The sequence below is a fragment of the Pseudogulbenkiania sp. NH8B genome, from assembly GCF_000283535.1.
In the GTDB taxonomy this organism is placed as follows: domain Bacteria; phylum Pseudomonadota; class Gammaproteobacteria; order Burkholderiales; family Chromobacteriaceae; genus Pseudogulbenkiania; species Pseudogulbenkiania ferrooxidans.
Genome location: NC_016002.1, coordinates 2,815,550 through 2,842,514, shown reverse-complemented (window position 1 = coordinate 2,842,514; position 26,965 = coordinate 2,815,550). Strand labels below are relative to the sequence as shown.

Annotated in this window: 20 protein-coding genes, 1 tRNA gene and 1 riboswitch; of the genes, 13 read left to right on the top strand and 8 right to left on the bottom strand. The window is 60.3% G+C overall.

What is annotated here, in order from left to right; translation table 11 throughout:
• Position 1: 1 nt before the first annotated feature.
• From NH8B_RS13085 to bluB, 4 genes are all read left to right on the top strand, one after another.
• A complete protein-coding gene (locus tag NH8B_RS13085; RefSeq protein ID WP_041702979.1) occupies positions 2 to 1,006 on the top strand; it encodes an XdhC family protein in 1,005 nt (334 codons plus the stop codon).
• A complete protein-coding gene (locus tag NH8B_RS13080) occupies positions 1,003 to 1,617 on the top strand; it encodes a nucleotidyltransferase family protein (RefSeq protein ID WP_014087722.1) in 615 nt (204 codons plus the stop codon). The genes NH8B_RS13085 and NH8B_RS13080 overlap by 4 nt, the downstream gene beginning before the upstream one ends.
• A 772-nt stretch (positions 1,618 to 2,389) precedes the next feature.
• Positions 2,390 to 2,465 (top strand) — tRNA-Ala (locus tag NH8B_RS13075).
• A 622-nt stretch (positions 2,466 to 3,087) separates the two neighbouring features.
• Positions 3,088 to 3,292: riboswitch (cobalamin riboswitch) on the top strand.
• A 37-nt stretch (positions 3,293 to 3,329) separates the two neighbouring features.
• Positions 3,330 to 4,085 carry a 5,6-dimethylbenzimidazole synthase gene (gene bluB, locus NH8B_RS13070; RefSeq protein WP_014087721.1) on the top strand — a complete coding sequence of 252 codons (756 nt, stop codon included), beginning with the start codon at positions 3,330 to 3,332 and terminating at the stop codon, positions 4,083 to 4,085.
• Between the two features lie 207 nt (positions 4,086 to 4,292).
• On the opposite strand, the gene NH8B_RS21390 is transcribed toward bluB, so the two are convergent.
• From NH8B_RS21390 to purU, 3 genes are all read right to left on the bottom strand, one after another.
• A complete protein-coding gene (locus NH8B_RS21390) occupies positions 4,293 to 4,721 on the bottom strand; it encodes a response regulator (protein WP_369751157.1) in 429 nt (142 codons plus the stop codon).
• 273 nt (positions 4,722 to 4,994) lie between these two features.
• Complete coding sequence (locus NH8B_RS13060; RefSeq protein WP_014087719.1) at positions 4,995 to 5,903, bottom strand: bifunctional 5,10-methylenetetrahydrofolate dehydrogenase/5,10-methenyltetrahydrofolate cyclohydrolase; 909 nt, start codon at positions 5,901 to 5,903, stop codon at positions 4,995 to 4,997.
• The gene (gene purU / locus NH8B_RS13055; RefSeq protein WP_014087718.1) at positions 5,875 to 6,729 is read right to left on the bottom strand and encodes a formyltetrahydrofolate deformylase; all 855 of its coding nucleotides are present in this window, start codon (positions 6,727 to 6,729) and stop codon (positions 5,875 to 5,877) included. Before purU ends, NH8B_RS13060 begins: the two co-directional genes overlap by 29 nt.
• 226 nt (positions 6,730 to 6,955) lie before the next feature.
• Between purU and NH8B_RS13050 the strand changes: the two genes are divergently transcribed.
• Positions 6,956 to 7,879 carry a LysR substrate-binding domain-containing protein gene (locus NH8B_RS13050; RefSeq protein ID WP_041702976.1) on the top strand — a complete coding sequence of 308 codons (924 nt, stop codon included), beginning with the start codon at positions 6,956 to 6,958 and terminating at the stop codon, positions 7,877 to 7,879.
• 108 nt (positions 7,880 to 7,987) lie between these two features.
• Here NH8B_RS13050 and NH8B_RS13045 read toward each other — a convergent pair whose 3' ends face one another.
• From NH8B_RS13045 to NH8B_RS13035, 3 genes are all read right to left on the bottom strand, one after another.
• A complete protein-coding gene (locus NH8B_RS13045; protein ID WP_041702974.1) occupies positions 7,988 to 8,335 on the bottom strand; it encodes a RidA family protein in 348 nt (115 codons plus the stop codon).
• A gap of 97 nt (positions 8,336 to 8,432) precedes the next feature.
• On the bottom strand, positions 8,433 to 9,755 hold the full coding sequence (locus tag NH8B_RS13040) for an NAD(P)/FAD-dependent oxidoreductase (RefSeq protein ID WP_014087715.1): 1,323 nt from the start codon (positions 9,753 to 9,755) through the stop codon (positions 8,433 to 8,435).
• 312 nt (positions 9,756 to 10,067) lie between these two features.
• Positions 10,068 to 11,087 (bottom strand): tellurite resistance/C4-dicarboxylate transporter family protein, encoded by a 1,020-nt coding sequence (locus NH8B_RS13035; RefSeq protein WP_198408178.1) that lies wholly within the window; start codon positions 11,085 to 11,087, stop codon positions 10,068 to 10,070.
• A 1,102-nt stretch (positions 11,088 to 12,189) separates the two neighbouring features.
• Between NH8B_RS13035 and NH8B_RS13025 the strand changes: the two genes are divergently transcribed.
• The 6 genes from NH8B_RS13025 to NH8B_RS13000 all read left to right on the top strand — a co-directional run bounded on the left by NH8B_RS13025 (position 12,190) and on the right by NH8B_RS13000 (position 20,327).
• A complete protein-coding gene (locus tag NH8B_RS13025; protein ID WP_014087712.1) occupies positions 12,190 to 15,942 on the top strand; it encodes a nitrate reductase subunit alpha in 3,753 nt (1,250 codons plus the stop codon).
• Positions 15,939 to 17,498: a nitrate reductase subunit beta gene (gene narH / locus NH8B_RS13020; protein WP_008953535.1), complete on the top strand. Its 1,560-nt coding sequence runs from the start codon at positions 15,939 to 15,941 to the stop codon at positions 17,496 to 17,498. The genes NH8B_RS13025 and narH overlap by 4 nt, the downstream gene beginning before the upstream one ends.
• Entirely contained in the window at positions 17,488 to 18,156 is a 669-nt protein-coding gene (gene narJ, locus NH8B_RS13015; protein WP_014087711.1) for a nitrate reductase molybdenum cofactor assembly chaperone, read from the top strand. Before narH ends, narJ begins: the two co-directional genes overlap by 11 nt.
• Before the next feature lie 22 nt (positions 18,157 to 18,178).
• A complete protein-coding gene (gene narI, locus NH8B_RS13010) occupies positions 18,179 to 18,889 on the top strand; it encodes a respiratory nitrate reductase subunit gamma (RefSeq protein ID WP_008953537.1) in 711 nt (236 codons plus the stop codon).
• Positions 18,890 to 18,902: 13 nt separating this feature from the next.
• Complete coding sequence (locus tag NH8B_RS13005; protein ID WP_014087710.1) at positions 18,903 to 19,637, top strand: peptidylprolyl isomerase; 735 nt, start codon at positions 18,903 to 18,905, stop codon at positions 19,635 to 19,637.
• A 126-nt stretch (positions 19,638 to 19,763) separates the two neighbouring features.
• Positions 19,764 to 20,327: a YIP1 family protein gene (locus NH8B_RS13000; RefSeq protein ID WP_014087709.1), complete on the top strand. Its 564-nt coding sequence runs from the start codon at positions 19,764 to 19,766 to the stop codon at positions 20,325 to 20,327.
• Positions 20,328 to 20,717: 390 nt separating this feature from the next.
• Here NH8B_RS13000 and NH8B_RS12995 read toward each other — a convergent pair whose 3' ends face one another.
• A complete protein-coding gene (locus NH8B_RS12995) occupies positions 20,718 to 21,203 on the bottom strand; it encodes an adenosine-specific kinase (RefSeq protein WP_014087708.1) in 486 nt (161 codons plus the stop codon).
• A 471-nt stretch (positions 21,204 to 21,674) separates the two neighbouring features.
• Between NH8B_RS12995 and NH8B_RS12990 the strand changes: the two genes are divergently transcribed.
• The gene (locus NH8B_RS12990) at positions 21,675 to 22,505 is read left to right on the top strand and encodes an SDR family oxidoreductase (protein ID WP_014087707.1); all 831 of its coding nucleotides are present in this window, start codon (positions 21,675 to 21,677) and stop codon (positions 22,503 to 22,505) included.
• A gap of 202 nt (positions 22,506 to 22,707) precedes the next feature.
• Here the strand turns inward: NH8B_RS12990 and NH8B_RS12985 are convergent, their stop codons facing one another.
• The gene (locus tag NH8B_RS12985; RefSeq protein ID WP_014087706.1) at positions 22,708 to 23,934 is read right to left on the bottom strand and encodes a diguanylate cyclase; all 1,227 of its coding nucleotides are present in this window, start codon (positions 23,932 to 23,934) and stop codon (positions 22,708 to 22,710) included.
• A gap of 194 nt (positions 23,935 to 24,128) precedes the next feature.
• On the opposite strand from NH8B_RS12985, the gene NH8B_RS12980 reads away from it, so the two are divergent.
• Entirely contained in the window at positions 24,129 to 26,945 is a 2,817-nt protein-coding gene (locus NH8B_RS12980; RefSeq protein ID WP_014087705.1) for a valine--tRNA ligase, read from the top strand.
• Positions 26,946 to 26,965: the final 20 nt, after the last annotated feature.

The window sequence follows — 26,965 nt, the reverse complement described above, 5'->3', positions numbered from 1 at the left end:
CATGAACAGCACCGACCGGCAGGTATTGGACGCGGCCCTGAGGTGGGCGGCGGACGGGCACCGCTTCGCGCTGGTGACCGTGGCCCGCACCTGGGGTTCGGCACCGCGCCCGCCAGGCTCCTGGATGGCGCTGCGCGACGACGGACAGGTGCAGGGCTCGGTGTCCGGCGGCTGTATCGAAGCTGACCTGATCGAACGCCTGCTGCGGGAAGGCTTCGCTTCGAGCGAGCCCTATGCGGTGAAATACGGTGTCACGCAGGACGAGGCGCGCCGCTTCGGCCTGCCCTGCGGCGGTGCCATGGAACTGGTCATCGAGCCTTGGCCCGATCTTGCCGCACTTGAAACCTTAAGTGCTGTGGTCGAGCGTGGAGAGTTGGCCAGACGCACCGTCGTCATGGGCCAGGAGGGCTGTACGATCACGGCGGCTTCGGCAGCAGACTCGCTGAGCTGGGATGATCATGCGCTGAGTACCGTGCACGGCCCGGCCTGGCGCCTGCTGATCATCGGTGCCGGGCAGATTTCCAGTTACCTCGCACCGATGGCGCAGGCGCTGGATTACCAGGTGTTCCTCTGCGACCCGCGCAGCGAGTACGCGGCGGAATGGCAGGTGCCGGGTACAAGGCTGTTGCCCGGCATGCCGGACGACGTGGTGCTGGAACTCAACCCCGATGCGCACACCGCCGTAGTGGCGCTGACGCACGATCCCAAGCTGGACGACATGGCCTTGCTGGAGGCGCTCAAGGCGCCGGCCTTTTACGTCGGCGCGCTGGGCTCCAGCCTCAACAACCGGCGCCGGCGCGAACGGCTGCTCGAGCATTTCGACCTGACGGCGGACGAAGTCGCCCGCCTGCACGGGCCGGTCGGCTTGCCGATCGGCAGCCGCACGCCGCCCGAGATTGCCCTGGCCGTGTTGGCTGAAATGACCGCGGTGCGCAACGGCGTGTGGTCGCCGGACGGCTTGCGCCCGAAGCGCGCCGCCGCCGAAGCCGGCTGCCGCGCCGCATGAGCGCCTCGCCCAAGTCTCACCCGATCGTCGGCATTCTGCTGGCGGCCGGGGCCAGCCGCCGCTTCGGCAGCGACAAGTTATCGCATAGGCTGCCGGACGGTACGCCGATGGCGGTCGCTGCCGCCGCCAGTCTTCTGCCGGTGTGTGCACGTGTCGTGGCCGTGCTGCGGCCCGGCCGGGACGAATTGGCCGCAGTGTTGACGGCGGCAGGTTGTGAAATCGTGCTTTGCCCGGAGGCCGAGGGCGGCATGGGGCATAGCCTGGCCGCCGGCGTGCGCGCCACCGCCGAGGCGGCCGGCTGGATCGTCGCGCTGGCCGACATGCCGTTCATCGCCAGCAGCAGCCATGCCGCCGTCGCCGCCGCCCTGCAGGCCGGCGCCAGCCTGGCCGCCACGCAATACCGGGGGCGACGCGGCCACCCGGTAGGCTTTGCCCGCGCCTGGCAGAACCCATTGGCTGGACTGACCGGTGACCAAGGCGGCAAAACCCTGCTGGAACAACACCATCAGAAGCTCACCCTGTGCCCCGTCGATGATCCTGGCGTGGTCCGGGATATCGATTATCCGCGAGACCTGATCGATGCCGGTTCGGGGACAAGCCCTTGTGAATGACTTGATCATGCCAAGCACGTCACCGCTTTCAGGAAGGCATTTCGGCATGGCGTCATTATCGCTGAAAGCGGGTAACTAACAGCCTGGCCCTCTGCTCTTGGGCTGCCGCCTAGGCAAGGGCATGATGGCTTGAGGTGCGCAAACACAGGCCAAGCCAGGCCGGAGGCATAAGCTGGCCTCGATCTGGGGTGGCTGGGTCAACCGAATTGGCGAATCAAACCCTGGTGTGGCAAGGGTTTCAGGCGATGGGGAAGTTCAAACGGCCGGAGTCGATCAGAAAAACCGATGGAATCCGCCGTTCATCGGAAGCATAAGCTGGCCGTTTGGCCACTTTATGCTGCCGGTCTCTCAGCCGCTTGCGGCTCCGGCATGGAAAGATGTCGCGCCGAGCCCCTGAGTGCGGCCCATAACCGCCCGGTTCGGACGATGAGAACGCGGGCACGGCAGCAAGACGGGAGAGTATCGAAAGCTTCATCCGATAGCTCCAGCCAGGCTGCCCCCTCACTGTCAGCCGTTTCCTGATATCCCTGGTGGGCGCACGCCTTGAAGCAGATCCCGGAAACCGGAGGCCGCATAGCCGACACCTCGTACCCGATATGCTGAAGAACGGAACTCCGTTACGCATCCACGGCCCGCGTTTATTGCGAAGTCATAACTTGCCAAGCCCCTCTTGCCGCGCAAAACGAGACATCACATAATAACGGGACACCTTGATGTCGTGACCCTTCGCCTTTAATACAAGCGAAGTCACACCTGCTCATGACAATCCAAAGGGCCGATAGCTCAGCTGGGAGAGCGCTGCGTTCGCAATGCAGAGGTCGGGAGTTCGATCCTCCTTCGGTCCACCATTTCCTATCTTGCCCCTCCAACTGTGTGACCGGCAGCATAAAGTGGCCAAACGGCCAGCTTATGCTTCCGATGAATCGCAAATTCCATCGATTTTTCTGATCGACTCCGGCCGTTTGAGTTTTCCCATCGCCTGAAACCCCTGCCACACAAGGGTTTGATCCGCCAATTCGTTTGACTCCGTCACCCCAGAGCGCGGCCAGCTTATGGTTCCGAATCGTGGTGCATGGCCAGCTTATGCTTCCTGCCTTGTGTTCCTTGCCTTTGCGTACCTTTACCCATCATGAAGCCCCTTCGAAAGGGCTATCGCCCTATGAGCAGATGGCCCAGCTGTTTGTTTAGAGGAACTTGGTGAGAACGCAGTGTGTGCAAATCCACCCCAAGCAGAACCGGGGAGAGGGTGATGGCAGCCCGTATGCCGCAACTGGGCACATCGCACTCGGAATGCCACCTGTCTGCCTCTGCACGCCTTGGACGGACGTTGCAGCGGAGGCTGGCGGCAGGGTGGCCTACCCTTTACACGCCACACAAGCACGTATCCTTTGTGATGAGTCTTTGCCGTTCCAATGACGTATGGCCGCTGTCGAAACCACAAGTTAGCATCGCCCCAAGCCGTGAGGATTCTTACACGGCTCGTCTTTCGGTGCCTACGGGGGAAGCCCTGGGGAGAATCGGGAAGGCGGTGCAATTCCGCCACGTGCCCAACGCTGTGAGGAGGACGAACGGAACAACGGGAATTGTAAGTCCCCAAGCCACTGACTCAGGTCGGGAAGGCGTTCCGGACGGATGAGTCCGAGTCAGAAGACCGGCCGGGAGATGAAACAGGCTGCCTGGACTGGCAGTCCATTTTTCCAGAAGGGGACAAAGTGGAAAGCCCAACCATCCAAAATACTCATCATTTTTCTGACGATGCCCGTGATGCGGTGTACCGTGCCATTTTCAGCCGCCGCGACGTGCGCGGTCAGTTTTTGCCCGACCCGATTCCAGACGAGGTGCTCAGCCGCCTCCTGATGGCCGCGCACTATGCGCCGTCGGTAGGCTTCATGCAGCCGTGGAATTTCATCGTGATCCGCTCGCAGGGCGTCAAACGGCGCGTCCATGATCTCTTCCAAAACGCAAACGACGAAGCCGCCGCTATGTTCGATGGCGAGCGTAGGGACATCTATCGAGGCCTGAAGCTCGAAGGCATTCTGGAATCGCCGGTGAATTTGTGCATCACCTGCGACCGGAAGCGGACTGGCCCTATCGTTATCGGGCGGACACATATGAAAACGATGGATCTCTACAGCTCCGTCTGCGCAGTCCAGAATCTATGGCTAGCCGCCAGAGCGGAGGGACTGGGAGTAGGCTGGGTCAGCATTTTCAAGCCGAACGAATTGAAACAGATTCTGGGCATTCCACTGTCCATTACGCCGATTGCCTATCTATGCCTCGGTTATGTGAGCCATTTCTACCAGAGGCCAGAGTTGGAGGAGGCTGGTTGGCTACCGCGTCTGCCGCTCGACGAACTAGTCTATTTTGATCAGTGGTCGCATGGAGTCGACAGCCATGGGAAGGTGGTCGATCACATACGCCAACAGCAGGCGGATATACAGAATAACGGGTTCGTTGACTGGAAATAAATGGAGAGAAATGTTGTACAGCAACTGGCAGGCCCTAGCGACGAAATGATAGAGTGCTTCTGCCTTCTGAGACGCTCATCTGTCATGTTGAGCGCGCCGGTTCGGTTGACCGGCTAAGCCTGTCAGTTTTTCTGTGTGCGTGAGAATTCTTCGGGTTACGCTTTGTCGACATTGACCACGTAATTAATTTCCTACTGTGAATACACCCTAGCTCGTTGGAGCCTTTCTGCATAACGAAAGGGCTAGTTCGTTTGAACATGCGGGGCTCCTCCATGCCATGCGTGCATGAGTAGTGAAGGCTTGGGCGATAAGCTGGTTCAGCTCATTTGGGTTCCACGGTTTCGTCAGGAAGTGGTGTACCGCGCCCAGATTGATTGCTGCAGTGGCGAGCTCAAAGTTCCGGTAGGCGCTGAACAATAATCTTACCGTCTGTGGGTACAGTTGTTTGACGCGGCCAAGAAACTCGGTTCCTGTCAATTTGGGCATGCTCTGGTCACTCAGCACCACTCCAACCTGATGACACGTCAGCAGTTCGAAGGCGGCATCGACGTCATTGGCCACCCGTATGCGATAGCTGGCATTTCGCAGCTCCCTACTCACCAAGTCCGTGACGAAAGGATCATCGTCCAGAACCAACAGCGTGGGGGGATGATTCTGTTTATTGAGACCACCGGCAGCGTTAAAGGGCCCGCCCCAATTAACCTCTCGCAGGCCTCGGCAGAGAGTGCCTTGCTGAAGTAATGTCCTTGTACCAGCTCACAACCATGGGCTGCCAGTAGCATCACTTGTCCTTCCGTCTCCGCCATTTCGTCCACTACTAGCAGCCCCAAGCGGCGCGCCATTGAGCTGCCCCATCGCTCATCTGTTCCGACCAGAGTAAGGCGAGGCAAAAGAGCGGGGGCCATCGCCTCAAACCGCCGACGCTTGCTGGATACGGCTTCTCCTGGCGGCATTCAGCGTGTTCTGCATCAGCATCGCGATGGTCATCGGGCCAACGCCGCCGGGAACGGGCGTGATGGCCGACGCCACGGTTTTCACCTCGTCGAAGTCCACATCCCCCACTAGCCGCGAATAGTCCCCCGGGTGGTCGATACGGTTGATGCCCACGTCGATGACCACGGCCCCCGGCTTGACCCAATCGGCCTTAACCAGGCCCGGCACCCCGACAGCGGCAATGACGATATCGGCCTGGCGGCACACCGCCTCGGGGGACAAGGTACGACTATGAACGATGGTCACGGTGCAATCGTGCTGCAGCAGCAGGTTGGCCATTGGCTTGCCGACGATATTGGAACGTCCGATCACCACGGCGTGCAGGCCGCACAGCTTGTCGCCGAGCACCTCCTGGATCAGGTGCAGCGCCCCCAGTGGGGTGCAGGGCACCAGCGCCTCGTGCAGCGCCCCGGTGGCGAGATGTCCGACGTTAACGTAATGAAAGCCGTCCACGTCTTTGCTCGGATCAATCGCCTTGATGATCCGGCAGGCATCGATATGCCTGGGCAATGGCAACTGCACGAGAATGCCGTGAATTTCTGGATCGCCGTTGAGCCGGCCTATCAATTCCAACAGCTCGCTTCCCCGCGTTTCGGCCGACAAGGTGTATTGCCGCGAGAGAAATCCGCACTCTTCGGCACGGCGGCTCTTGTTGCGCACGTACACGGTGCTGGCAGGATCGTCTCCAACCAGGATGACGGCCAGGCCGGGACGCTGTCGCTCCGCCCTGACTGCCGCCGTCACACTGGCGATGACTTGGCTGGCCGAAGCCTTGCCATCGATGAGGTAAGGCTGGTTAGTGAAAGATGACGGTGCGATCTTCATTGAGCAGAATCCGATGTTCGAGGTGGAGCTTTACCGCCTTGGCCAGTACCTGGCATTCGGTGTCGCGGCCGATGGCGACCATGTCGTCGGCGGTGGCCGAATGGTCGACGCGATGCACGTTCTGCTCGATGATCGGGCCTTCGTCCAGATCTGCCGTCACGTAGTGCGCGGTGGCGCCGATCAGCTTCACGCCGCGCTTGTGCGCCTGATGGTAGGGGCGCGCGCCCTTGAAACTGGGCAGGAAGGAGTGGTGGATGTTGATGACCTGGCCGGCCAGCTCACGAGACAGATCGTCGGACAGCACCTGCATGTAGCGCGCCAGTATGACCAAGTCGATTTTCTGTTCCCGCACCAGTTCGAGCAGCTTTGCCTCCTGCTCCTCCTTGGTGTCAGCGGTGATCGGTAGATGATGAAACGGGATGCCCTCGTGCTCGGCACGGCGGGCAAAGGTTTGATGGTTGGAGACGATCGAGATCAGCTCCATCGGCAGTTGGTTGATGCTGTTGCGATACAACAGATCGTTCAGGCAATGGCCGAGCTGCGACACCATGATCATCACACGCGGCTTGATATCCAAGTCGAACACGTGCCAATCCATGCCATAAGCCAGCGCCACCGGCGCAAAACCCTGCCTGAAATCGTCGATGGTCATTTTCTCGTGGACCTCGAAGCACACGCGCATGAAGAAGCGGTGGTTATCCGGGTCCACATACTGGCCGCTCTCCATAATGTTGCCGCTCTGGGCCGCGATGCAGTTGCCGACGGCCGCGACGATCGCTTTACGGTCGTCGCAGGCAAGGGTGAGAACGAATTTCTTGACGCTCATGGTTGGCTCCGAAAAAGAAGCTGGGGTGGATGTTTTCTGGTAGCTCATCATTCTTCTTCAAACCGTTCACCGTGTTCGATAAGCTGCGGTTTTCATGGTGAAATATGAGCCAATCGGCTTTTTGCAACAAAGGATTTCTTGGCATATATGCATTCCATTATGGAATGCGAAAACTGTGCCTAACCGAGGTAAACTGTTGCAATAGTCCGCATACGGGAACGTTTCCATGAAAACAACTTTTCGGCATCTGCCACCTTTGAATACGCTAGTGTTTTTCGAGGCGGCGGCACGGCATCGCAGTTTCACCAAGGCGGCGGATGAGTTGTTCATTACCCAGAGTGCGGTCAGCAAGCAGATCAGGATTCTGGAAGAAAGTCTGGGGTTCGAACTGTTCAGGCGGGAGGCGCGGCAATTGCTATTGACCGATGCCGGGAAGGAACTCCATAGCGACGTGAATGCCATGCTCCAGCAATTGACAGAGAGCATCAGCCGCATCCGCAGCTGGGCGGAAGGGCAAAGCGTGACCATCAGCTGCACCCAGGCGGTGTCACACTACTGGCTGTTCCCGCGCATCGCGCGGTTCAACACGCAGCACCCGGATATCACCGTCAACATCTATGCGACGAATGAGATCACGGAAATGTCCTGCTTGCGCTTCGACCTCGGCATTCTCAACGGTGACAACAACTGGCGAGTGCCCTTACACAGCCACATGCTCTTCGAAGAACGGATCTATCCCGTCAGTCGCTACGACTATCCCATCGACAAACTGCTGATGCCGGAAGAACTGCTCCAGCAACGTCTGATTCATCTCGACCCCAGCGCGTGGCGCTGGCCCACCTGGATCGACTGGTTCGCCCATTTCGGCATTGCCTACACCATCCCCAAGAATGCCCAGTTGTTCAATCAAGTCACGCTCGCCCTGGATGCGACCGTTCAAGGCATGGGTATCGGTTTGGGCTGGGAGTTCATGACGCATGCCCTATTGGCGAACAAGGACATCAAGCGCGTCAGTGAGTTTTATTACGCGCCTGGCAAGAGCGACTATCTGGTCTACGGGAAAAGCCGCTCCCTGAGCCCTTCCGCCATGGTATTCCGGGACTGGCTGCTGGCCGACCTGCAGGCAGAGCATGCCAATACACATGGATAGCCCGCATATCGGTCCCGCTTCCCCTGGCATTCCTGGATAAATCGTGCAAGAGCCCTGAGATTGAAAACCCCAGGGCTATGGATTTCATTACTGAAGGGATGCCAGGCGCTATTTGAGATAGGCGAAGGCTTGTACTTCGATCAAGTACTCCGGCGCGGCCAGACGGCTCTCCACACAGGCTCTGACCGGCTTTTCCACATCCGCGAGCCAGTCTTCGTAGACCGCATTCATGGCGTCGAAATCGCCCATGTCGGCCAACCAGATCTGGATGCGCGTGAGGTTCTGCTTGCTCGCCCCGACGGAAGCCAGCAGGGCTTCGATGTTGCCCAACACTTCCAGGGTCTGGCCTTTGATATCGAGCGCAGGGGTTTCCGCCACCTGCCCCGCCGTTTCGATGAACCCATCGTATTTGACGAGTTGCGACATCCGCTGGTTTTGCTTTGTTCGGGTAATCATTATGCAAGTCCTGGTTAAGTTTCCATCAAAGTCCATGAAACGTCGATTGCCTGCCTAGACAGCACTCGGCCGGATGCCCCGCGCCAGCCCCATCAGGTTATATGTCGCCGCCGGCGTTTCCCGATTCGTACTTGAGGCGCAGACGGGCACCGACCTTCCGGAAAGGATCCGGCGGCACCCAGCTTGGCTTGCTATTGGCAAGGAGGAAACCGAGGTTATCGCTCTTGATGCCGTTCATATGGTCCGCCATGTAGTAGCCGAGGTAGGTCCCCTTCGCCACGCCCACGCCATTGCAGCCGCCGAGCAGATACACGCCATCGCCGGCATCCTTGAACACCGGCTCGTGATTGAGCGTCATGCACAGCATGCCGCCCCAGGTGAAATCGAAAGCCATCGACTTCAAGAATGGGAAGCGTGCTTCGAATGACCGGCGATGTTGCATCCAGGCTTTGTGCAGCCCCTCTTGGGTGCTTTGCAGGCCGGGTTCGAAATCGAGCATGTTCCTGACGAAAATGCGGCGGTCGGCAGTAAACCGCACGGTGGCTCCCGCCGGATGTGCCGAGGTCACTCCCCAAGGCTGAACAGCCTTGAAATGCTCTGAATATTGTTTATCTGTCAGCGGCTCGGTCAGGCTCGCATAGGTGAAGACAGGAGCAATCCGGTTGGAAAGCTTGCCGAACTCCTCGTTGAACGAGTTGGCTGCTTGCACGACAACCTTGGCTTTGATCGTGCCGCCAACGAATTTCAGCACATGGGGAGAGCCGTATTCGCACGCCATGACCGGGCTCTCTTCAAACAGCGAGACCGACTTGGGCAGCCCGGCAGCCAATCCGCGTATCAGCGCAGAGGGATTAACCAAGACGTTGCCCGGTGTGTAAACCGCGGCGCGGTAATAGTTGGTGCCGAGACGTTTTTCCAGGGCTTTGCCTTCAACGACCTCGTATTCGAAATTCGAAGCCTTCAGGGTTTGGATAAAACTGTCGAGGCCAGATAGATTGCGTTCCTCATGGGCCGCCATATATTTGCCTACGTCGAGCCAACTGCAGTTGATGTCGAGAGAATTCTTGAATTGCCGCAAGCGTTCGATGGCGAAAGTATTGAGCTGATACAGTCGACGATCATGCTCAACGTCCGGCTTGCCTGCATCCAGGTTGTGGGGAAGATCGATGATGAAGCCCGAGTTGCGGCCAGACGTTCCTTGCCCGACCTGCAGCGCATCGATCAAGGCAATGCGCGCGCCAGGATTGATCTCGGCGTAACGATATGCCAGCGAAACACCAGTAAAACCAGCGCCGATGATGGCCACGTCGAACTGATGGACGCCCTTGAGGCGCTTGCCGAGACGAATCTGGCGATCCGGCGCGGTCTCGAACCACCCCAGGTCACCATCGATGCGCGGAAGTCTGCTTACTTTGTGCATGGCCTTGCTCCTTTGAAACTTGCCTAAGTTTCAACTTGCTATGGCATGTTTTCAAACGAAGCTTTGGCATTGATGGATTCCATGATGGAATGTATTGAGCAGCAGTCCAATTGCGCACTACCGTGAGTGAGTCCGAATTTTTGTGTAACGCAGCCAATACTCGACTATGTCCAGCGTGACTGTTAAGGCCGATTATGCAAAGCCTGCGATTATGGAAAGTAACCTGGGTGGCTGGGCTAAGAAGCTGGCAGGAAGCGGTTTGGCAGCAGCGGATAGGCCCCACGCGCTGCGGGTTCCCGGGGGTGTACCGGCTCAACTCCGGCGCGCGTAGCGTGCCGCCACGAGTTGCATGAGTTGGCGCACCAGCCCGAGGAAAGTGGCCGACCAGGCGACCAGCGCGACCCAGAAGAACGCCTGTGGTAGGAACCACAGGAAGCCAAAGTCCATCGCCTGCAGCATTTGGTGGGTGCCGGCCGAGTACATGCCCAGCGGGAACACCGCGCCCCAATACAGCGGGTCGTAGCGCAGCGGGAAGCGTCGATAGATGTGGCGCCACGCGGCCAGTACCAGCAGCATCGGGATCCACCATGTACCGGTGGCCCAGTAGAAGACGGTGAAGCCCTTGATGAACGGCTCCAGCGAGCGCAAGTACCACGCATCCGGGGCATTGAGGATCAGCATCGAGCCCGCCAGCGTGGAGATGGCCATGGCCCCCATGTTGATCCAGTAGGGCGGTGACAGGTCGGCTGGCGAGAACCGGAACATTGTGTAGCGGTAGAAGATCAGCGACATCGTCCAGATGTAGAGCATACCGCCCAGCAGCCACATCGATAGTGCGAGGAAATTGACTTCTAGCCGGTTGGGCTGCTGGATATGGGCCGCCACCAGCGTGCCGAGCACCGCCAGCGATTGCGACGCCACCACCGCCAACAGCCAAGCGCCGTTGATGCCCTTGTCGAGCGTGGGCTTGGTCTCCTTGACGATGAAGCCGGTGAAGACTGTGTACGTCAACAGGACCCACAGCCCGACGGCGACGGCGAACATCGTCATGCCGATTGCGAAATTGCCATTGAGCACAACGGCTTGGCTGCCGATGAGACTGGTGGCAGCCACCATCGTGAAAAAACCTGGCCCGCGCAGGTGATCGATCATGTCGTCGAGGAACTGGTGCGGATAACGTACGGCGCGCAGCACCGTCAGCATCCATAGCACTGCATAAAAGACGATATTTGCATAGAACAGTCCCTGTGCCAGGCCCAGGATACCCTGCTGGTAGGCAGCCAACGAGACGATGCCGGTAGCCATGACCATGCCGAAGTAGGCTGGGGACATGTTGGCCAAGTCGGAGTCGACGGACATTTGAACCGTTGAGGGGGACAAGTTCATCGAAAAGAGGCCTTACAAGGTAAAGGAACGAGGCGATGTCCGCTTACCCTACACGGACTTGAAATCACAGGGAAGTTCTCAGCATGAGCCGGATTACGCAAGTAGAGCCATGCCAAACGTTGAACTCTAGGCAGATCAATGCTTTTGACCTATTCATCCCCAAATATTTGAAATCGGCATATCACCAGCATAATTCCTTTGGTCGTCTTCCTAGGAAACTACGGCAGCATATTCTAGTGTTGTAACTGGCTGCACCAATGAAGGGCCTGCCGTGAGTGGAGTGCCGATTACGTACCGAGAGCATGAGGACGAGCGATTCTGGGGCCCGCAAGGTTCGGGTATCACTTGCCGCAGTCTGGGGTATCGATCCTCTGCCCGATCCTGGCTTTCTCCTCAGGTCATCTGGAGCATCGTGGTTCTCCGGTTTCTCCTACAGTAAGGCCCAGCTTTTCATGCTGACCGCCGTGCCATCGCTGTCTGGTGTGACGCTACGCATTTTCTATAGCGTTCTGCCCGCCATGACCCGCGGCTGGAAATGGATAGCGATTTCGACTATCTCGGTGGTGCACGGGTGTCGCTGGTCGTATTTGGCGCTGGTGACATTCAATGTGTTGAGGTCCCTGCCTTGGAAACTGTCCAACGGAAGGATAGCTGGGGGGTAATTACTGGGGGGCAGGTAGTGCAACTGCGGCACCTGTTATCGGGAATTGGCAATCGCTCGGTCTTCCGCATGATCCCCATGGTGTTCACTGCACTGAGCCAGTGCAAGGCCAAGGGCGACAGCGAGGAGTCGCAGCGGGGCGGCCCCATAACGTGACCGAAGCGGCGGAGATAACCGGCTTTGCCGGCGTCATCGGTGCCTACGGCGATTTTTTCATTCCAAACGGATTCGGCGCTTCGATAAAGCTTACCCGCCGCACGGAAGGTGCACTATATGTATTCATACTGTTCTATCTGAGCTGCACATTGATTTGCTGGGTGTTTTACGCGAGAAAGCACGCCAGCCTGCCCTGTTGAACGGCGGCCGACGCCAAAGAGGAGGAACCTCATGAGCCACTTTCTGGATCGTCTGAGCTTTTTCACCCGGCCACGCGAGCCCTATGCCGACGGTCATGGCGAGGTGCGGGAAGAGGACCGCGACTGGGAGGTGGCCTACCGGCAGCGCTGGCAGCACGACAAGATCGTACGTTCCACGCACGGCGTGAATTGTACCGGCTCCTGTAGCTGGAAGATCTACGTCAAGGGCGGCATCGTTACCTGGGAGACGCAGCAGACTGATTATCCGCGGACCCGCCCCGGCATGCCCAACCATGAGCCACGCGGCTGTTCGCGCGGGGCTTCATACAGCTGGTATCTGTACAGCGCCAACCGGCTCAAGTATCCGATGATCCGGGGGCGTCTGGTACGGTTGTGGCGTGAGGCGCGCAAGACGCTTGACCCTGTGGCGGCATGGGCCTCGATCGTTGAGGATCCACAACGGGTGAAGGACTACAAGTCCATTCGGGGGCGCGGCGGTTTCGTCCGAGTGAGCTGGGATGAGGCAACCGAGCTCGTCGCCGCTGCCAACGTGTACACCATCAAGCACCACGGCCCGGACCGCGTGGTCGGTTTCTCTCCGATTCCGGCCATGTCCATGGTCAGTTATGCCGCGGGTTCCCGTTACCTGAGCCTGATCGGCGGCACGCTGCTATCGTTCTACGACTGGTATTGCGACCTGCCGCCGGCCAGCCCGCAGACCTGGGGCGAACAGACCGATGTGCCGGAGTCGGCCGACTGGTACAACTCGGCGTACATCATCGCCTGGGGTTCCAACGTCCCGCAGACGCGCACCCCCGATGCGCATTTCTTTGTCGAGGCCCGTTACAACGGCACCAAGGTCGTGGCGATCACGCCGGATTACTCCGAGGTCGCCAAACTCTCCGATCTCTGGCTGCACCCCAAGCAGGGTACCGATGCGGCGCTCGGCATGGCGATGGGCCACGTCATCCTCCGCGAGTTCCATCTCGAACGGCAAGTCCCTTATTTCGACGATTACTGCCGCCGGCTGACCGATCTGCCGCTACTAGTGACGCTAAAGCAGCACGGCGACCAGTTCGTGCCCGACCGCTATTTGAGGGCCAGCGATTTTCCCGACAAGCTCGGGCAGGACAACAACCCGGAATGGAAAACCGTCGGCATCGACCGGACCAGTGGCAACTATGCCGTACCACAGGGGGCGATCGGTTTCCGCTGGGGCCAGCAACTGGGCGGCGATCTCGGCAAGTGGAATCTCGAACAAAAAGACGGGGCCGATGGCCGTGATCTCGATCTGGCGCTGACGCTGATCGACCGTCGCGACGAGGTGGCAACAGTCGCCTTTCCCTATTTTGGCGCGGTCGAACACCCGCAGTTCCGGCACAACGAGCAGGGGGGCAACGTGTTGCTGCGTCATGTCCCGGTGAAGCGGCTGGAGCAGAACGGAGAGACCATCCATGTCGCGACCGTGTTCGATCTGCTCTGCGCCCAGTACGGGCTGGACCGGGGGTTGGGCGGGGCCGTCGCCCACGATTACGACGACGATGTGCCATATACGCCAACATGGCAGGAATCCATTACCGGCGTCCCGGCAGAACAGGTGGTAGCCGTCGCGCGCCAGTTTGCCGAAACCGCCGAGCGTACTCAAGGCCGGGCCATGATCATCATCGGCGCCGCGATGAACCACTGGTACCACCAGGACATGAACTACCGGGCCGCCATCAACATGCTGATGCTGTGCGGCTGTGTCGGCGTGTCCGGCGGTGGCTGGGCGCACTACGTTGGTCAGGAGAAGCTCCGGCCTCAGACCGGGTGGACGGCGCTGGCCTTCGCCCTCGACTGGGTTCGCCCCCCGCGGCACATGAACGGCACCTCGTTCTTCTACGCGCATTCCGATCAGTGGCGTTACGAGCAGCTCCATGCCAGCGAGCTGCTCTCCCCATTGGCCGATCCGGCCCGCTATAGCGGCAGCTTGATCGATTTCAACGTCCGTGCCGAGCGCATGGGCTGGTTGCCTTCATCGCCGCAGATCGATCGCAATCCCCTGTCCATTGCCAGCGCAGCGCGCGCGGCCGGGCTGGATGCCAAGGACTACCTGGTCCGTGAACTCAAGTCCGGTGCGGTGCGTTTGGCGTGCGAAGACCCGGACAGCCCAAAGAACTTCCCGCGCAACCTGTTCGTCTGGCGTTCGAACCTGTTCGGCTCTTCCGGCAAGGGGCACGAGTACTTTCTCCGTCACTTTGTCGGGGCGCAACATGGCATGCAGGGTGTCGACCTGGGCGAGTCCGGCGGAGCCAAGCCGGAGGAGGTGGTCTGGCACGAGAAAGCGCCGGAAGGAAAGCTCGATCTGATCACGGTGCTTGACTTCCGCATGTCTACGACATGCCTGTACGCCGATGTGGTGTTGCCGACCGCCACGTGGTACGAGAAGAATGATCTCAATACCTCGGACATGCATCCCTTCATTCATCCGCTGTCGGCGGCGGTTGATCCTGCCTGGCAAACAAGAAGTGACTGGGAAATCTACAAGGCCATTGCCAAGAAATTTTCCGAATTGGTGCCCGGCCACCTTGGTGTCGAGCAGGACATCGTGCTGCAACCACTGCAGCACGATACGCCGGCAGAGATTGCCCAACCCTATGGCGTGAGTGACTGGAAAAAGGGCGAGTGTGATCTGCTGCCCGGCAAGACCGCGCCCAACATCGTGGTGGTCGAGCGTGATTACCCGAACACCTACAAACGCTTTACCGCCCTTGGGCCGCTGATGCAGACGCTCGGCAACGGTGGCAAGGGTATTGGTTGGGATACCGGGGCCGAGGTCGAAGGGCTGGGACGGCTCAACCGTATCGTGTCAGAGGAAGGACCGACCAAAGGTATGCCACGCATCGAAACTGACATCGATGCTGCCGAGGTGATCATGTCGCTGGCGCCGGAGACCAACGGCGAAGTTGCGGTCAAGGCATGGCAGGCGCTGGAGAAATTCACCGGGCGCGGGCATGCGCATCTTGCCGATGTCCGTGAAGACGAGAAGATCCGTTATCGCGACATCCAGGCACAGCCGCGCAAGATCATTTCCTCGCCGACCTGGTCAGGCATTGAAAGCGAACATGTCAGCTACACCGCAGGCTATATCAATGTGCACGAATTGATCCCGTGGCGAACCCTGACCGGGCGCCAGCAGTTTTATCAGGATCATCCCTGGATGCGGGATTTTGGCGAAGGTTTTGCCAGTTACCGGCCGCCGATCGATACCCGAACCGTCGCGCCGCTGGTCGGGAAAAAGCCGAATGGCCATCCCGAGGTCGTGCTCAATTTCATCACCCCGCACCAGAAGTGGGGCATCCACAGCACCTATACCGACAACCTGATCATGCTCACGCTCTCGCGCGGCGGGCCGATCGTCTGGCTATCGGAGGTCGACGCGCAGAAAGGTGGCATCGTCGACAACGATTGGATCGAGCTTTACAACCTGAATGGGGCCATTGCCGCACGAGCCGTGGTCAGTCAGCGAGTGAAGGAGGGCATGTGCATGATGTATCACGCACAGGAAAAGATCGTGAATGTCCCTGGCTCGGAGATCACCGGTCACCGTGGCGGCATCCATAATTCGGTGACCCGCACCGTGGTCAAGCCGACGCACATGATTGGCGGCTACGCGCACTTGGCCTACGGCTTCAACTACTATGGCACGGTCGGCTCGAACCGGGACGAATTCGTCATCGTGCGCAAGATGGACAAGGTGGACTGGATGGATACCCCGCTTGCGGCACGAGGAGAACGCTCATGAAGATCCGCGCCCAGATCGCGATGGTGCTGAACCTGGACAAATGCATCGGCTGCCACACCTGTTCGGTCACCTGCAAGAACGTCTGGACCAGCCGCTTGGGCATGGAGTACGCCTGGTTCAACAACGTCGAAACCAAACCCGGCATCGGCTATCCGAAAGACTGGGAAAATCAGGAACACTGGCGCGGGGGGTGGGAGCGCAAGCCCAACGGCAAGCTCAAGCTGAAGCAGGGCGGGCGCTTGCAGTTGCTGCTCAACCTGTTCGGCAATCCCAATCTGCCGGAGATCGACGACTACTACGAGCCCTTCACGTTCGACTACGAATTCCTGCAAACCGCGCCGGAGATGCCGACCCCGCCGGTGGCCCGACCGATTTCCATCGTGACCGGACAACGGATGGAAAAGATCGAATGGGGACCGAACTGGGAGGAAATCCTCGGCGGCGAGTTCGCCAAGCGCAGCCAGGACTACAACTTCGAGGCGGTGCAGAAGGAAATCTACGGCGAATTCGAAAACACCTTCATGATGTATCTGCCTCGCCTGTGCGAGCACTGCCTGAACCCGGCCTGCGTGGCGAGCTGTCCGTCCGGTTCGATCTACAAACGTGAGGAGGACGGCATCGTCCTGATCGATCAGGACAAATGCCGTGGCTGGCGCATGTGCGTCTCGGGCTGCCCGTACAAGAAGATCTATTACAACTGGTCGAGCGGCAAGGCCGAGAAGTGCATCTTCTGTTATCCGCGCATCGAGTCGGGTCAGCCGACGGTCTGTTCGGAAACCTGTGTCGGTCGCATCCGCTATCTCGGGGTGTTGCTCTACGACGCCGATCGGATCGAAAGCGCCGCCTCGGTAGAAGACCCACAGGACCTGTACGAAGCGCAACTGGCCGTCTTCCTCGACCCCCATTCCGCCTCGGTGCGTGAAGAAGCCCTGAAGCAGGGCATGCCGCTGGCGTGGCTCGATGCCGCTCGCGAGTCGCCGGCTTACAAGATGGCGGTGGAGTGGAAGATCGCCTTCCCGCTGCATCCCGAGTACCGCACCTTGCCGATGGTCTGGTACGTGCCGCCGCTCTCCCCGATCCAGGCGCGTGCCAACGCCGGCGAGATCGGCGCCAAGGGCCATATCCCCGACGTCTCCAGCCTGCGCATTCCGCTGCGCTACCTTGCCAATCTGCTCACCGCCGGCAAGGAAGCGCCGGTCGCGGCGGCGCTGGAAAAGATGCTGGCGATGCGCGCCTTCTACCGGGTGCGTCAGCTCGAACGCCGCGACAGTCCGGACATCCTGGCCCAGGCTGGGCTGTCAGTCGCCCAGGCGGAGGACATGCATCGCTACCTGTCCATCGCCAACTACGAAGACCGCTACGTCATTCCGACCTCCCACCGCGAATACGCCGAAAATGCCTATCAGTTGCGCGGCGAGTGTGGCTTTACCTTTGGCAACGGCTGCTCGGACGGCAGCAGTGAACTGAGTCTGTTCGGCGGCAAGATGGGTGGCAAGAAAGTCATCCCGCTCAAAACCATCGCGGGCCACAATCCGGAGAACAGCGTTGATTACTGACACCCCACGTGAGCTGCACGCGCTGGGCGCGTTGCTAACCTATCCCGGACCGGCTCTGCTGGCGGCGCTGCCGGAAATCGGCGAGCTGCTGACGCCCCTTGTCCGGCGTCTGCCTGTCGAGTCGGGAGAACGGCTGCGGCGGCTGATCGAGGCGCTGCAAGCAGGAGAGCCGCTATCACTGGAAGAAGACTACGTCGCGCTATTCGACCGGGGCCGCCGTACGTCCTTGTACCTGTTCGAGCACGTGCATGGGGAGTCGCGCGATCGCGGTCCGGCGATGGTCGATCTGCATCTGGCGTATGCCCGGGCGGGCTTGTCACTGGTCGAAGGCGAGTTGCCGGATTATCTGCCGGCCGTGCTCGAATTCCTGAGCCGGCGCCCCCTCAGCGAGGCCAATGCGACGCTGGCTGATTGCGCCGATGTCCTGCGCAAACTGGGGCAGGCCCTGATCGAAAAGGGCAGCCTGTACGCCGCCGTGCCGGACGTTCTGTTGCTGGGCATCCGTCAGCCGGGCCTGGACTGGTCCTGTCTGACGGTTCAGGAAGAAGAGAATCTGGATGCCGACTGGGAGTCGCCCCCGGCCTTTGGTGACGATGCCAGCTGCGTGCACAAACCCGCGACGGCCACGGTCCGTTTCATGCCGCGCCCGCCACGCTAGCAGGATTGAGAGGAGAAGCACCATGAAATCGCTGCACGATTTTCTATTCGGCCTCTACCCCTACATTGCGCTGTCGGTCTTTTTCATCGGCAGCCTGATCCGCTTCGACCGCGAGCAGTATTCGTGGAAAAGCGATTCGTCGCAGATTCTGCGCAAGAGTCAGCTGCGCCTGGGCTCGATGCTATTCCACCTCGGTGTCCTTGTGGTCTTCTTCGGCCACCTGATCGGTTTCCTGATGCCGGAGCCCATCGTGCTGGCACTGATGAGTGAGAGGGCGCATGAGTTGTTGGCGATGGTGGGGGGCGGGGTGGCCGGTGTGTTTTCCATCATCGGGCTCAGCATCCTGATTTACCGTCGGGTCAGCGATCCACGCATCCTGAGCAATAGCCGTACCGCGGACATGGTGGTGCTGGTGATCATCTGGCTCCAGCTCGCGCTTGGCCTGCTGACCGTGGTTTACTCCTCGAGTCATGTCCCCGGTTACGACTTCGGTGCGTTGATTGCCTATGTGCAAGGCATCGTGATTTTCCGGGCAGACAATGCTGCGCTGATCCTTTCGGTGCCTTGGGTGTACAAGGCCCATATCTTCCTCGGGCTCACCGTGTTCCTGATTTTTCCGTTTACCCGTTTGGTCCACATCTGGAGTGGATTTGCGGCAATCTTCTATCTTTCGCGGCCCTATCAGCTGATGCGCACCCACAGAAAGCTGGCGAGCAACCGTCGAATTTCCTAAAGAGCCCTGACTCATGCCCATCGAATCCACTCCTCAATCACTGACTGCACGCATCAACGACGTCGAGATCGTGGCGGGGACGCCGGCCGATCTACGGTTTGCCTCCGTGCAGGAATTGCTCCGCCAGCGCGCCGTGGCGCTGGGTTTGCTGGCGGCGGATGCGGACCAGACCGCTACTGTGGCGGCGCTCGAACACTTGCTGGAGCGTGAAGTGAAGGTGCCGCAGGCTGGCGACGAAGAGATCGAGCGCCATTATCTGGCGAATCCCGGGCGTTACACGGTGGGCGAACTGGTGTTTGCCTCGCACATCCTGTTGCAAGTGACGGAACGGACACCGATCCAGCCGCTGCTGGCGCGCGCGGAGGCGATACTGCATCAGGCCCAGGCCGATGCCTCGCGTTTTGCCGAATTGGCACGCGAAATGTCCAACTGCCCATCGGCGCAGGTTGGTGGCAGTCTTGGGCAACTGCAACGGGGGGATACCGTGCCGGAATTCGAGGCGGTACTGTTTGCCGATGGATCGGTAGGCGTCTTGCCGCGTGTCGTGCGCACCCGTTACGGCTTCCATATCGTCAAGGTGGAGCGGCGTGAGCCGGGGAAACTTCTGCCCCTGGAGATGGCGCGTGATCGCGTGGCCTCCGACCTTGCCGAGCAAAGCCTGAGCCGTTCGCTGCAACAGTACCTGGAAAGGCTGGCATCCAACGCCGAGGTGAATGGCATAGATTTGATGTCAGATCGACGCTATTGAAAAAAGCCGGCCCATAACACGGGCATGATCACCACGGCTGGCGTGCTTGCAAGCCGATCATGCCGTTAATATAGTCGAAGAAGCCCCCACTGATTTCACTGCCTATTGTTATCGAGGAGTATTACCATGAGACCCCTCTCGTTTTTTCGTATGGTCGTGTCCTCCAAGGAGGGGTGGAACGATATATCACGGACCCACCCTTCGCCCTTGGGCTCGTTCCTGAAAATCGTGCTGATTCCCTCGTTGCTGGCAACCGGTATGATTCTGTACGCCGCCCGGTTCCATGGCGAGGTCTATTCCACCCATGTCACATTCGAATATTGGTCTGGTATCGCGCTGCTTTTCCTGCTGACCAGTTGGGGGTGTGTGCATGTGATGGCCTGGTTTATCCGTTATGCGGTGCATACCGAATCCCGCCCGTCCTATGCCGACTGCTACCGTCTGGCCGCCATCGCACCGGTGCCGATCTGGCTGTCGGCCCTGTCGTTGTTCGCCCCCGTTCCGATATTCAACGCTTTGGCGGCCATCCTCGGATTGATGGCTTCGGGCGGCCTGATTTATCACGGTCTTGATGCCCTGTTTGAGCATGATGACTCGGTTCGGACGGAAGCGTTGGCCTACACGGTGTTTTCGGTGGGGGCGCTGGTATGGGCGCTGATCGTTGCCTTGCTGGTCATGCCGCTCCTCTGAAAGAGCGAAGCTCGAGCCAGTAATGGGCTACCCACCTGCTGCATCAGGGTTCCTGATTTGGGATTTGCGGCCGAGGTTCCACTCATTTTCCTGCTGCAGCACCTCCCGGTTGAATACCAAATCTTCGATATGCAAACCGTGTCGCGCAGCTACCGCCAACGCTTTGATCCGAAGCACGGTAACGTGGCGCTACATGATGCTTTTATCGAAGCTGACAACAACCAATCCTACCCTGAGGCATCCGCAGATGCTTCATGAGCTTCCTGCGCTCTACCTGCAAAAGGAAGTCTGGTCTGTCCAGCTCCCCGTGGATACTAACTTAAGGTGGATAATCTCCACCAAGGAGCCGTGTTCATGACCAATACCAGCGGCTGCCATAAGGGCATCCACTCATAGCTTGTAGCCAATCTGCCGCAGAAAATTCTTTCGCCACTGAATGTCGTCGTTGCCTTCGATGCCATTGGCGCAGAAGCCATCCACGACGCCGAGCACGCTTCGGCCCTGTTCCGTTTCGGCAAGAATGACTTCCGTTGGATTGGCCGTGGCGCAAAAAATGCGACAGACCTCGGGCACCATTTTCACTGCGTTCAGCACGTTCAACGGAAAGTAGCCGTCCCCCAGGAAAATAATGAAACTATGGCCGGCACCGATGGCTTGGGCATTCTTTTGGGCCAGTTCGATCATGGCGGGGTCGGTGCCGGACCATCGCACCAGGCATTTGCCGGAGGCTTCGCAGAAGGCGACGCCAAACTGGATGCCAGGGACGGTTGCGACCAGGGTTTCGTGGATGTCCTCGACGGACTTGATGAAGTGTGTTTGACCCAGAATGAAGTTGACCGCTTCCGGCTTGTCGATTTTCTGCACGATGAGCTGCATCTTGAGTTTCTCCTTTCCCGCTGTGCCCGATGGAGGATCCGGTGGCGGACGGGGGCTTGCGGTCGCGGCTCGGGCCAAAGTGGGTGGGGCAGGGGTATTTCCATCGACTTCTTGGCCGGGCATTTTTTATTCTATGCAGAGCCTCTCTAAAGTGAATGGTCGGTTTGGTTGGTTCGTGCGGTTCGGGATCATGGCCAGGGCTTGGGGCGGCATTCCCCGGGCCGGTATGACGCACCTCCGCGCGTGCCGGCGGCAGGCTGTAGTACACTCCGCAGGCCGGAGGCTTGCCAACAGGGTGTCGCAGGACGCCGCCCCGGATGGCCTCGACGCCGTGCGGTAGCGTCGACGGGGATGCGGCCTGATCGGTCCTGCTGTCGGGCAAAGGCATGATGCCGTTTTCGCTATCAACAACCTATCTGCTGCTCGTTCGCAGCGTGGCCGTTCTGGCCTGTTTCACAGGATTTCGCTCGCATGGCTCTCCCAACTATTCTGATCACCGGCTGCTCCAGCGGCATTGGCTATACCGTGGCAAAGGGGCTCAAGGCGCGCGGCTGGCGCGTGTTTGCCAGCTGCCGTCAGGCGCAGGACGTGCAAAGGTTGGCCGAAGAGGGGCTGGAGTGCCTGTTGCTGGACGTGGCGGATTCGGCCTCGATCCGCGCCGCGGTCGACGAGGTGTTGGCACGCACCGGCGGTACGCTCGATGCGCTGTTCAACAACGCGGGCTTCGGCCAACCCGGAGCGGCAGAGGACATCACGCGTGCCGCGCTGCACGAACAGTTCGAGACCAACCTGTTCGGCGCCTGGGAACTGACCAACACCGTGCTGCCGGCGATGCGGCGCCAGGGGCACGGGCGCATCCTGTTCAACAGTTCGGTGCTGGGCTTTGCCGCGATGAAATACCGCGGTGCCTATAACGCCAGCAAGTTCGCCATGGAAGGGCTGTGCGACACGCTGCGGTTGGAGCTGGAGGGCAGCGGCGTGTTCGTGTCGCTGGTTGAACCGGGGCCGATCGAAAGTCGTTTCCGCCCCAATGCGCTGGCGCGTTTCCTGAAGAATGTCGATATCGAGCACAGTGCACACCGCGCCTCGTACGAGAAGCAGCTGGTGCGGCTGAAGAAGGAGGGGCACGCCGCGCCCTTCACGCTGCCGCCGGAGGCGGTGCTGGACGCGGTGCTCAAGTCGTTGGCGAGCAAACACCCGGCGGCGCGCTACCGGGTGACGTTTCCGACTAAATTGTTCTGGTACCTGAAGCGGGTGCTGCCCACGCGCGCGTTGGACTGGGTGCTGCAGCGCGCCGCCTGAGACATATCTGGCCGCGGGCTCCCTGTGTTGGGGCAATGCTGAGCTTGGAGGCTCTCGGCGCGGGTGGCGCCCATTGCTGACGGGGCGCCAGGCTCCTCTCATTCTATAAGGGCGACTTGGTCATTCCGGTTCCCGTGCTTCGGCGGCATTCAAGCCGCTTTGGCTCGCGCGCCGACTGGGACGGGTTTGTTCCGAGGATGGCTCAGCTCGCGCAGACGCGGTTACGGCCGTTTTGCTTGGCCTTGTAGAGGCGCTCGTCGGCCAGGCGCAGCAGCTCGCGGATGTCCGGTGCGGTGGCCGCGGCCATGCCGATGCTGATGGTGTAGCGCACCGTGCCCTTGTGGCTGTCCACTTCCTCTTTTTCCACTTCTTGTCGCAGTTCTTCCAGCCGTTGCGCCAGCGGGTGGGCGGCGTCACGCTTCATCAGCACCACGAACTCTTCTCCGCCGAAGCGGGCCACGATGGCGCGCGGGAAGTGCTCGCGCAGCCGGTCGGCCAGGTGCTGGATGACGACGTCGCCGACGTCGTGGCCGAAGCCGTCGTTGATCTGCTTGAAATGGTCGATGTCGATGATGGCGATGCCGTAGGCGCCGCGAATCTTCTGCACTTGTTCGAACAGGTGGCGGCGGTTGGACAGCCCGGTGAGCGGGTCGGCATGCGCCAGATGCTCCAGCGTCATCAGGTTTTCGACGAATTCGATATTGCGCGTGATGCGGCAGGTGAACTCTTCGAAGGTGAACGGCTTTTGCAGATAATCGTCGGCGCCTGCCTTGAGAAAGCGCGGCGTCATGGTCTTGTCCTGCTGCACCGAGATGCCGACGATGGCGAGCCGGGTGTGGGTGTAGAGCCGGCGGATGGCGCTGGTCATCTGTGCGCCGTCCATGCCCGGCATGCCGTAATCGGCCAGCACCAGGCTGACGTCGCTGTGCTCGCGCAGGATCTGCAGCGCCGCTTCGGCATCGACCGCCTCCAGCACCTGGTACAGGTGCCGCCGCAGGTAGTCGCGCAACAGCGAGCGGGTGGTGTGCGAGTCATCCACCACCAGCACCTTGATCTGGGGGTTGCGGTCGATGCGCTTGAGCATGCGCATCAGGTAGTCGAGCGCCGAGGGGCTGTCCTTGGGGATGTAGTCCACCACCGGCATGCTCAGGATGTCGTCACGCGTCTGCTGGTCGTTGTGGGCGGTCAGGACGATGGTGGGGATACCGGCCCGGAACAGCGGCGGCAGCGCTTCGCCGCTGGGCGCGTCCGGCAGGCAGTAGTCCGCCACGGCGGCGCTGAAGTGCACCTCTCCGGCCAGCTGTTGCTCGAGCTCGGCCAGGCTCATCACCGGCACCGCCTCGAAGCCCAGCTCCTCCACCATGCGGCAGACCGGACGGATCAGCATGGTGCTGTCCTCGATGACCAGCACGCGTTTTGGGGTTTTCATAAGCAAATCAGGTGGTAATTGCCTTTTTTTAAAAGCAATTTATTGAATATGTTGTTGTTTTGGCTTTCAGGCCGAATAGGCTACGCCTTTTGCATCATGCTGTCCAAATAACACGGCGGACTCGGAAGGTTGGACCGATTCGGTTTATAATCGATCCCATTTTTCTGCTTTCCTCACGGACACGAATTCAGACCATGGAACTCGCCAAGAGCTTTGAACCGGGCGACATCGAACGCCGCTGGTACACCATCTGGGAAAACGCCGGCTATTTTCAGCCGCACATGGATTCCGACAAGCCGTCGTTCTGCATCCAGCTGCCGCCGCCCAACGTCACCGGCACCCTGCACATGGGTCATGCCTTCAACCAGACCATCATGGACGGGCTGACCCGCTACTACCGCATGAAGGGCGACAACACCGCCTGGATTCCGGGCACCGACCACGCCGGCATCGCCACGCAGATCGTGGTGGAGCGCCAGCTGGCGGAGCAGGGCGTGAGCCGCCACGATCTGGGCCGCGCGGCGTTCATCGACAAGGTGTGGGAGTGGAAGAACGTTTCCGGCGGCACCATCACCCAGCAGATGCGCCGCGTCGGCTGCTCGGTGGACTGGAGCCGCGAATACTTCACCATGGACGAGACCCGCGCCGGCGTGGTCACCGAAGTGTTCGTGCGCCTGTTCGAGCAGGGCCTGATCTACCGCGGCAAGCGCCTGGTGAACTGGGACCCGAAGCTCGGCACCGCCGTGTCCGACCTCGAAGTGCTGTCGGAAGAAGAAGACGGTTCGATGTGGCACATCCGCTACCCGGTGGTGGGCAGCGATGAAACCGTGGTGGTCGCTACCACCCGTCCGGAAACGCTGCTGGGTGACGTGGCCGTGGCCATCAACCCGACCGACGAGCGCTACCAGCACCTGTTGGGCAAGATGCTCGAGCTGCCGCTGACCGGCCGCCAGATCCCGGTGATCGCCGACGACTATGTCGATGCCGCCTTCGGCACCGGCTTCGTCAAGATCACCCCGGCGCACGATTTCAACGACTACCAGGTCGGCAAGCGCCACAACACCCAGCTCGTCAACGTGATGAGCCTGCAGGCCACCATCCTCGACAAGGCGCAGGTGTTCGGCTTCGACGGCTCGGCCCAGGGCACCATCGAGCTGCCGGCCGCCTACGCCGGTCTGCACACCTCCGAGGCGCGCAAGAAGATGGTCGCCGACCTCGAGGCTCAGGGCCTGTTGGTGGAAGTGAAGCCGCACAAGCTGATGGTGCCGCGCGGCGACCGTACCGGCTCGGTGATCGAGCCGATGCTGACCGACCAGTGGTTCGTCGCCATGACCAAGGTGGGCGAGGGCGACGCCACCGGCAAGAGCATCACCGAGAAGGCCATCGACGCTGTCGAATCCGGCCAGGTGCGCTTCATCCCGGAAAACTGGGTCAACACCTACAACCAGTGGATGAACAACATCCAGGACTGGTGCATCAGCCGCCAGCTGTGGTGGGGCCACCAGATCCCGGCCTGGTACGACGAAGACGGCCAGGTCTACGTTGGCCGAAGTCTGGAAGAAGCCCAGGCCAAGGCGCCGGGCAAGACGCTGCGCCGCGACGACGACGTGCTCGACACCTGGTTCTCGTCGGCGCTGGTGCCGTTCTCCACGCTGGGCTGGCCGGAGGACACGCCGGAACTGCGCGCCTTCGTGCCGTCGCAAGTGCTGGTGACCGGCTACGAGATCATCTTCTTCTGGGTCGCCCGGATGATCATGATGACCACCCACTTCTGCGGCAAGGTGCCATTCAAGGACGTGTACATCCATGGCATGGTGCGCGACCACGAAGGCAAGAAGATGTCCAAGTCCGAGGGCAACGTGATCGACCCGGTGGACCTGATCGACGGCATCGCGCTGCAGCCCTTGATCGAGAAGCGCACCACCGGCCTGCGCCGCCCGGAGAAGGCCCCGGCCATCGCCAAGGCCACCGAAAAGCTGTTCCCGGAAGGCATTCCACCCTTCGGCAGCGACGCGCTGCGCTTCACCATGGCGAGCTACGCCACGCTCGGCCGCTCGGTCAACTTCGACTTCAAGCGCGCCGAGGGCTACCGCAACTTCTGCAACAAGCTGTGGAACGCCACCCGCTTCGTGATGATGAACGTCGAGGGTAAGGACTGCGGGCAGGACGAGAGCCTGCCGCTGGAATACAGCTTCGTAGACCAGTGGATCATCGGCCGCCTGCAACAGGCCGAGGCCGATGTTACCAACGCGCTGGAAACCTACCGCTTCGACCTCGCCGCCCAGACCATCTACGAGTTCATCTGGAACGAGTACTGCGACTGGTACGTCGAGCTCGCCAAGGTGCAGCTGCAGAACGGTAACGAAGCGCAGCAGCGCGCCACCCGCCGCACCATCGTGCGCGTGCTGGAAGTGGCGCTGCGCCTGACTCACCCGATCATGCCGTTCATCACCGAAGAGCTGTGGCAGACCGTGGCTCCGCTGGCCAACGCCAACAAGACCGACTCGATCATGATGGCCGCCTGGCCGGTGGCGGTGCCGGAGAAGATCAACGCCGACGCCAACGCCCGCATGGAGGCGTTCAAGGACATGGTCAACGCGGTGCGCAACCTGCGCGGCGAAATGAACGTCGGCCCGGCCGTGAAGGCGCCACTGTTCATCGAAACCACCGACCAGACCCTGGTCGACTTCGTGCCCTACCTGAAGCTGCTGTGCCGCCTGACCGACGGCACGCTGCTGGCCAAGCTGCCGGAAGACGATTCCCCGGTGGCGATCAGCGGCGACGCCCGCCTGATGCTGAAGGTGGAAGTGGACAAGGCCGCCGAAACCGCGCGCCTGACCAAGGAAATCGGCAAGGTCGAGGCCGAACTGGCCAAGCTGACTGCCAAGCTGGAAAAACCGGGGTACGTCGACAAGGCCCCGGCGCATCTGGTGGAACGCGACAAGGCGCAACTGGCCGAATTCAGCGACAAGCTGGAGAAGCTGAAGGGGCAGTTGGCGAAGTTGGGTTGAGCTAATTTATGAATAGCCTC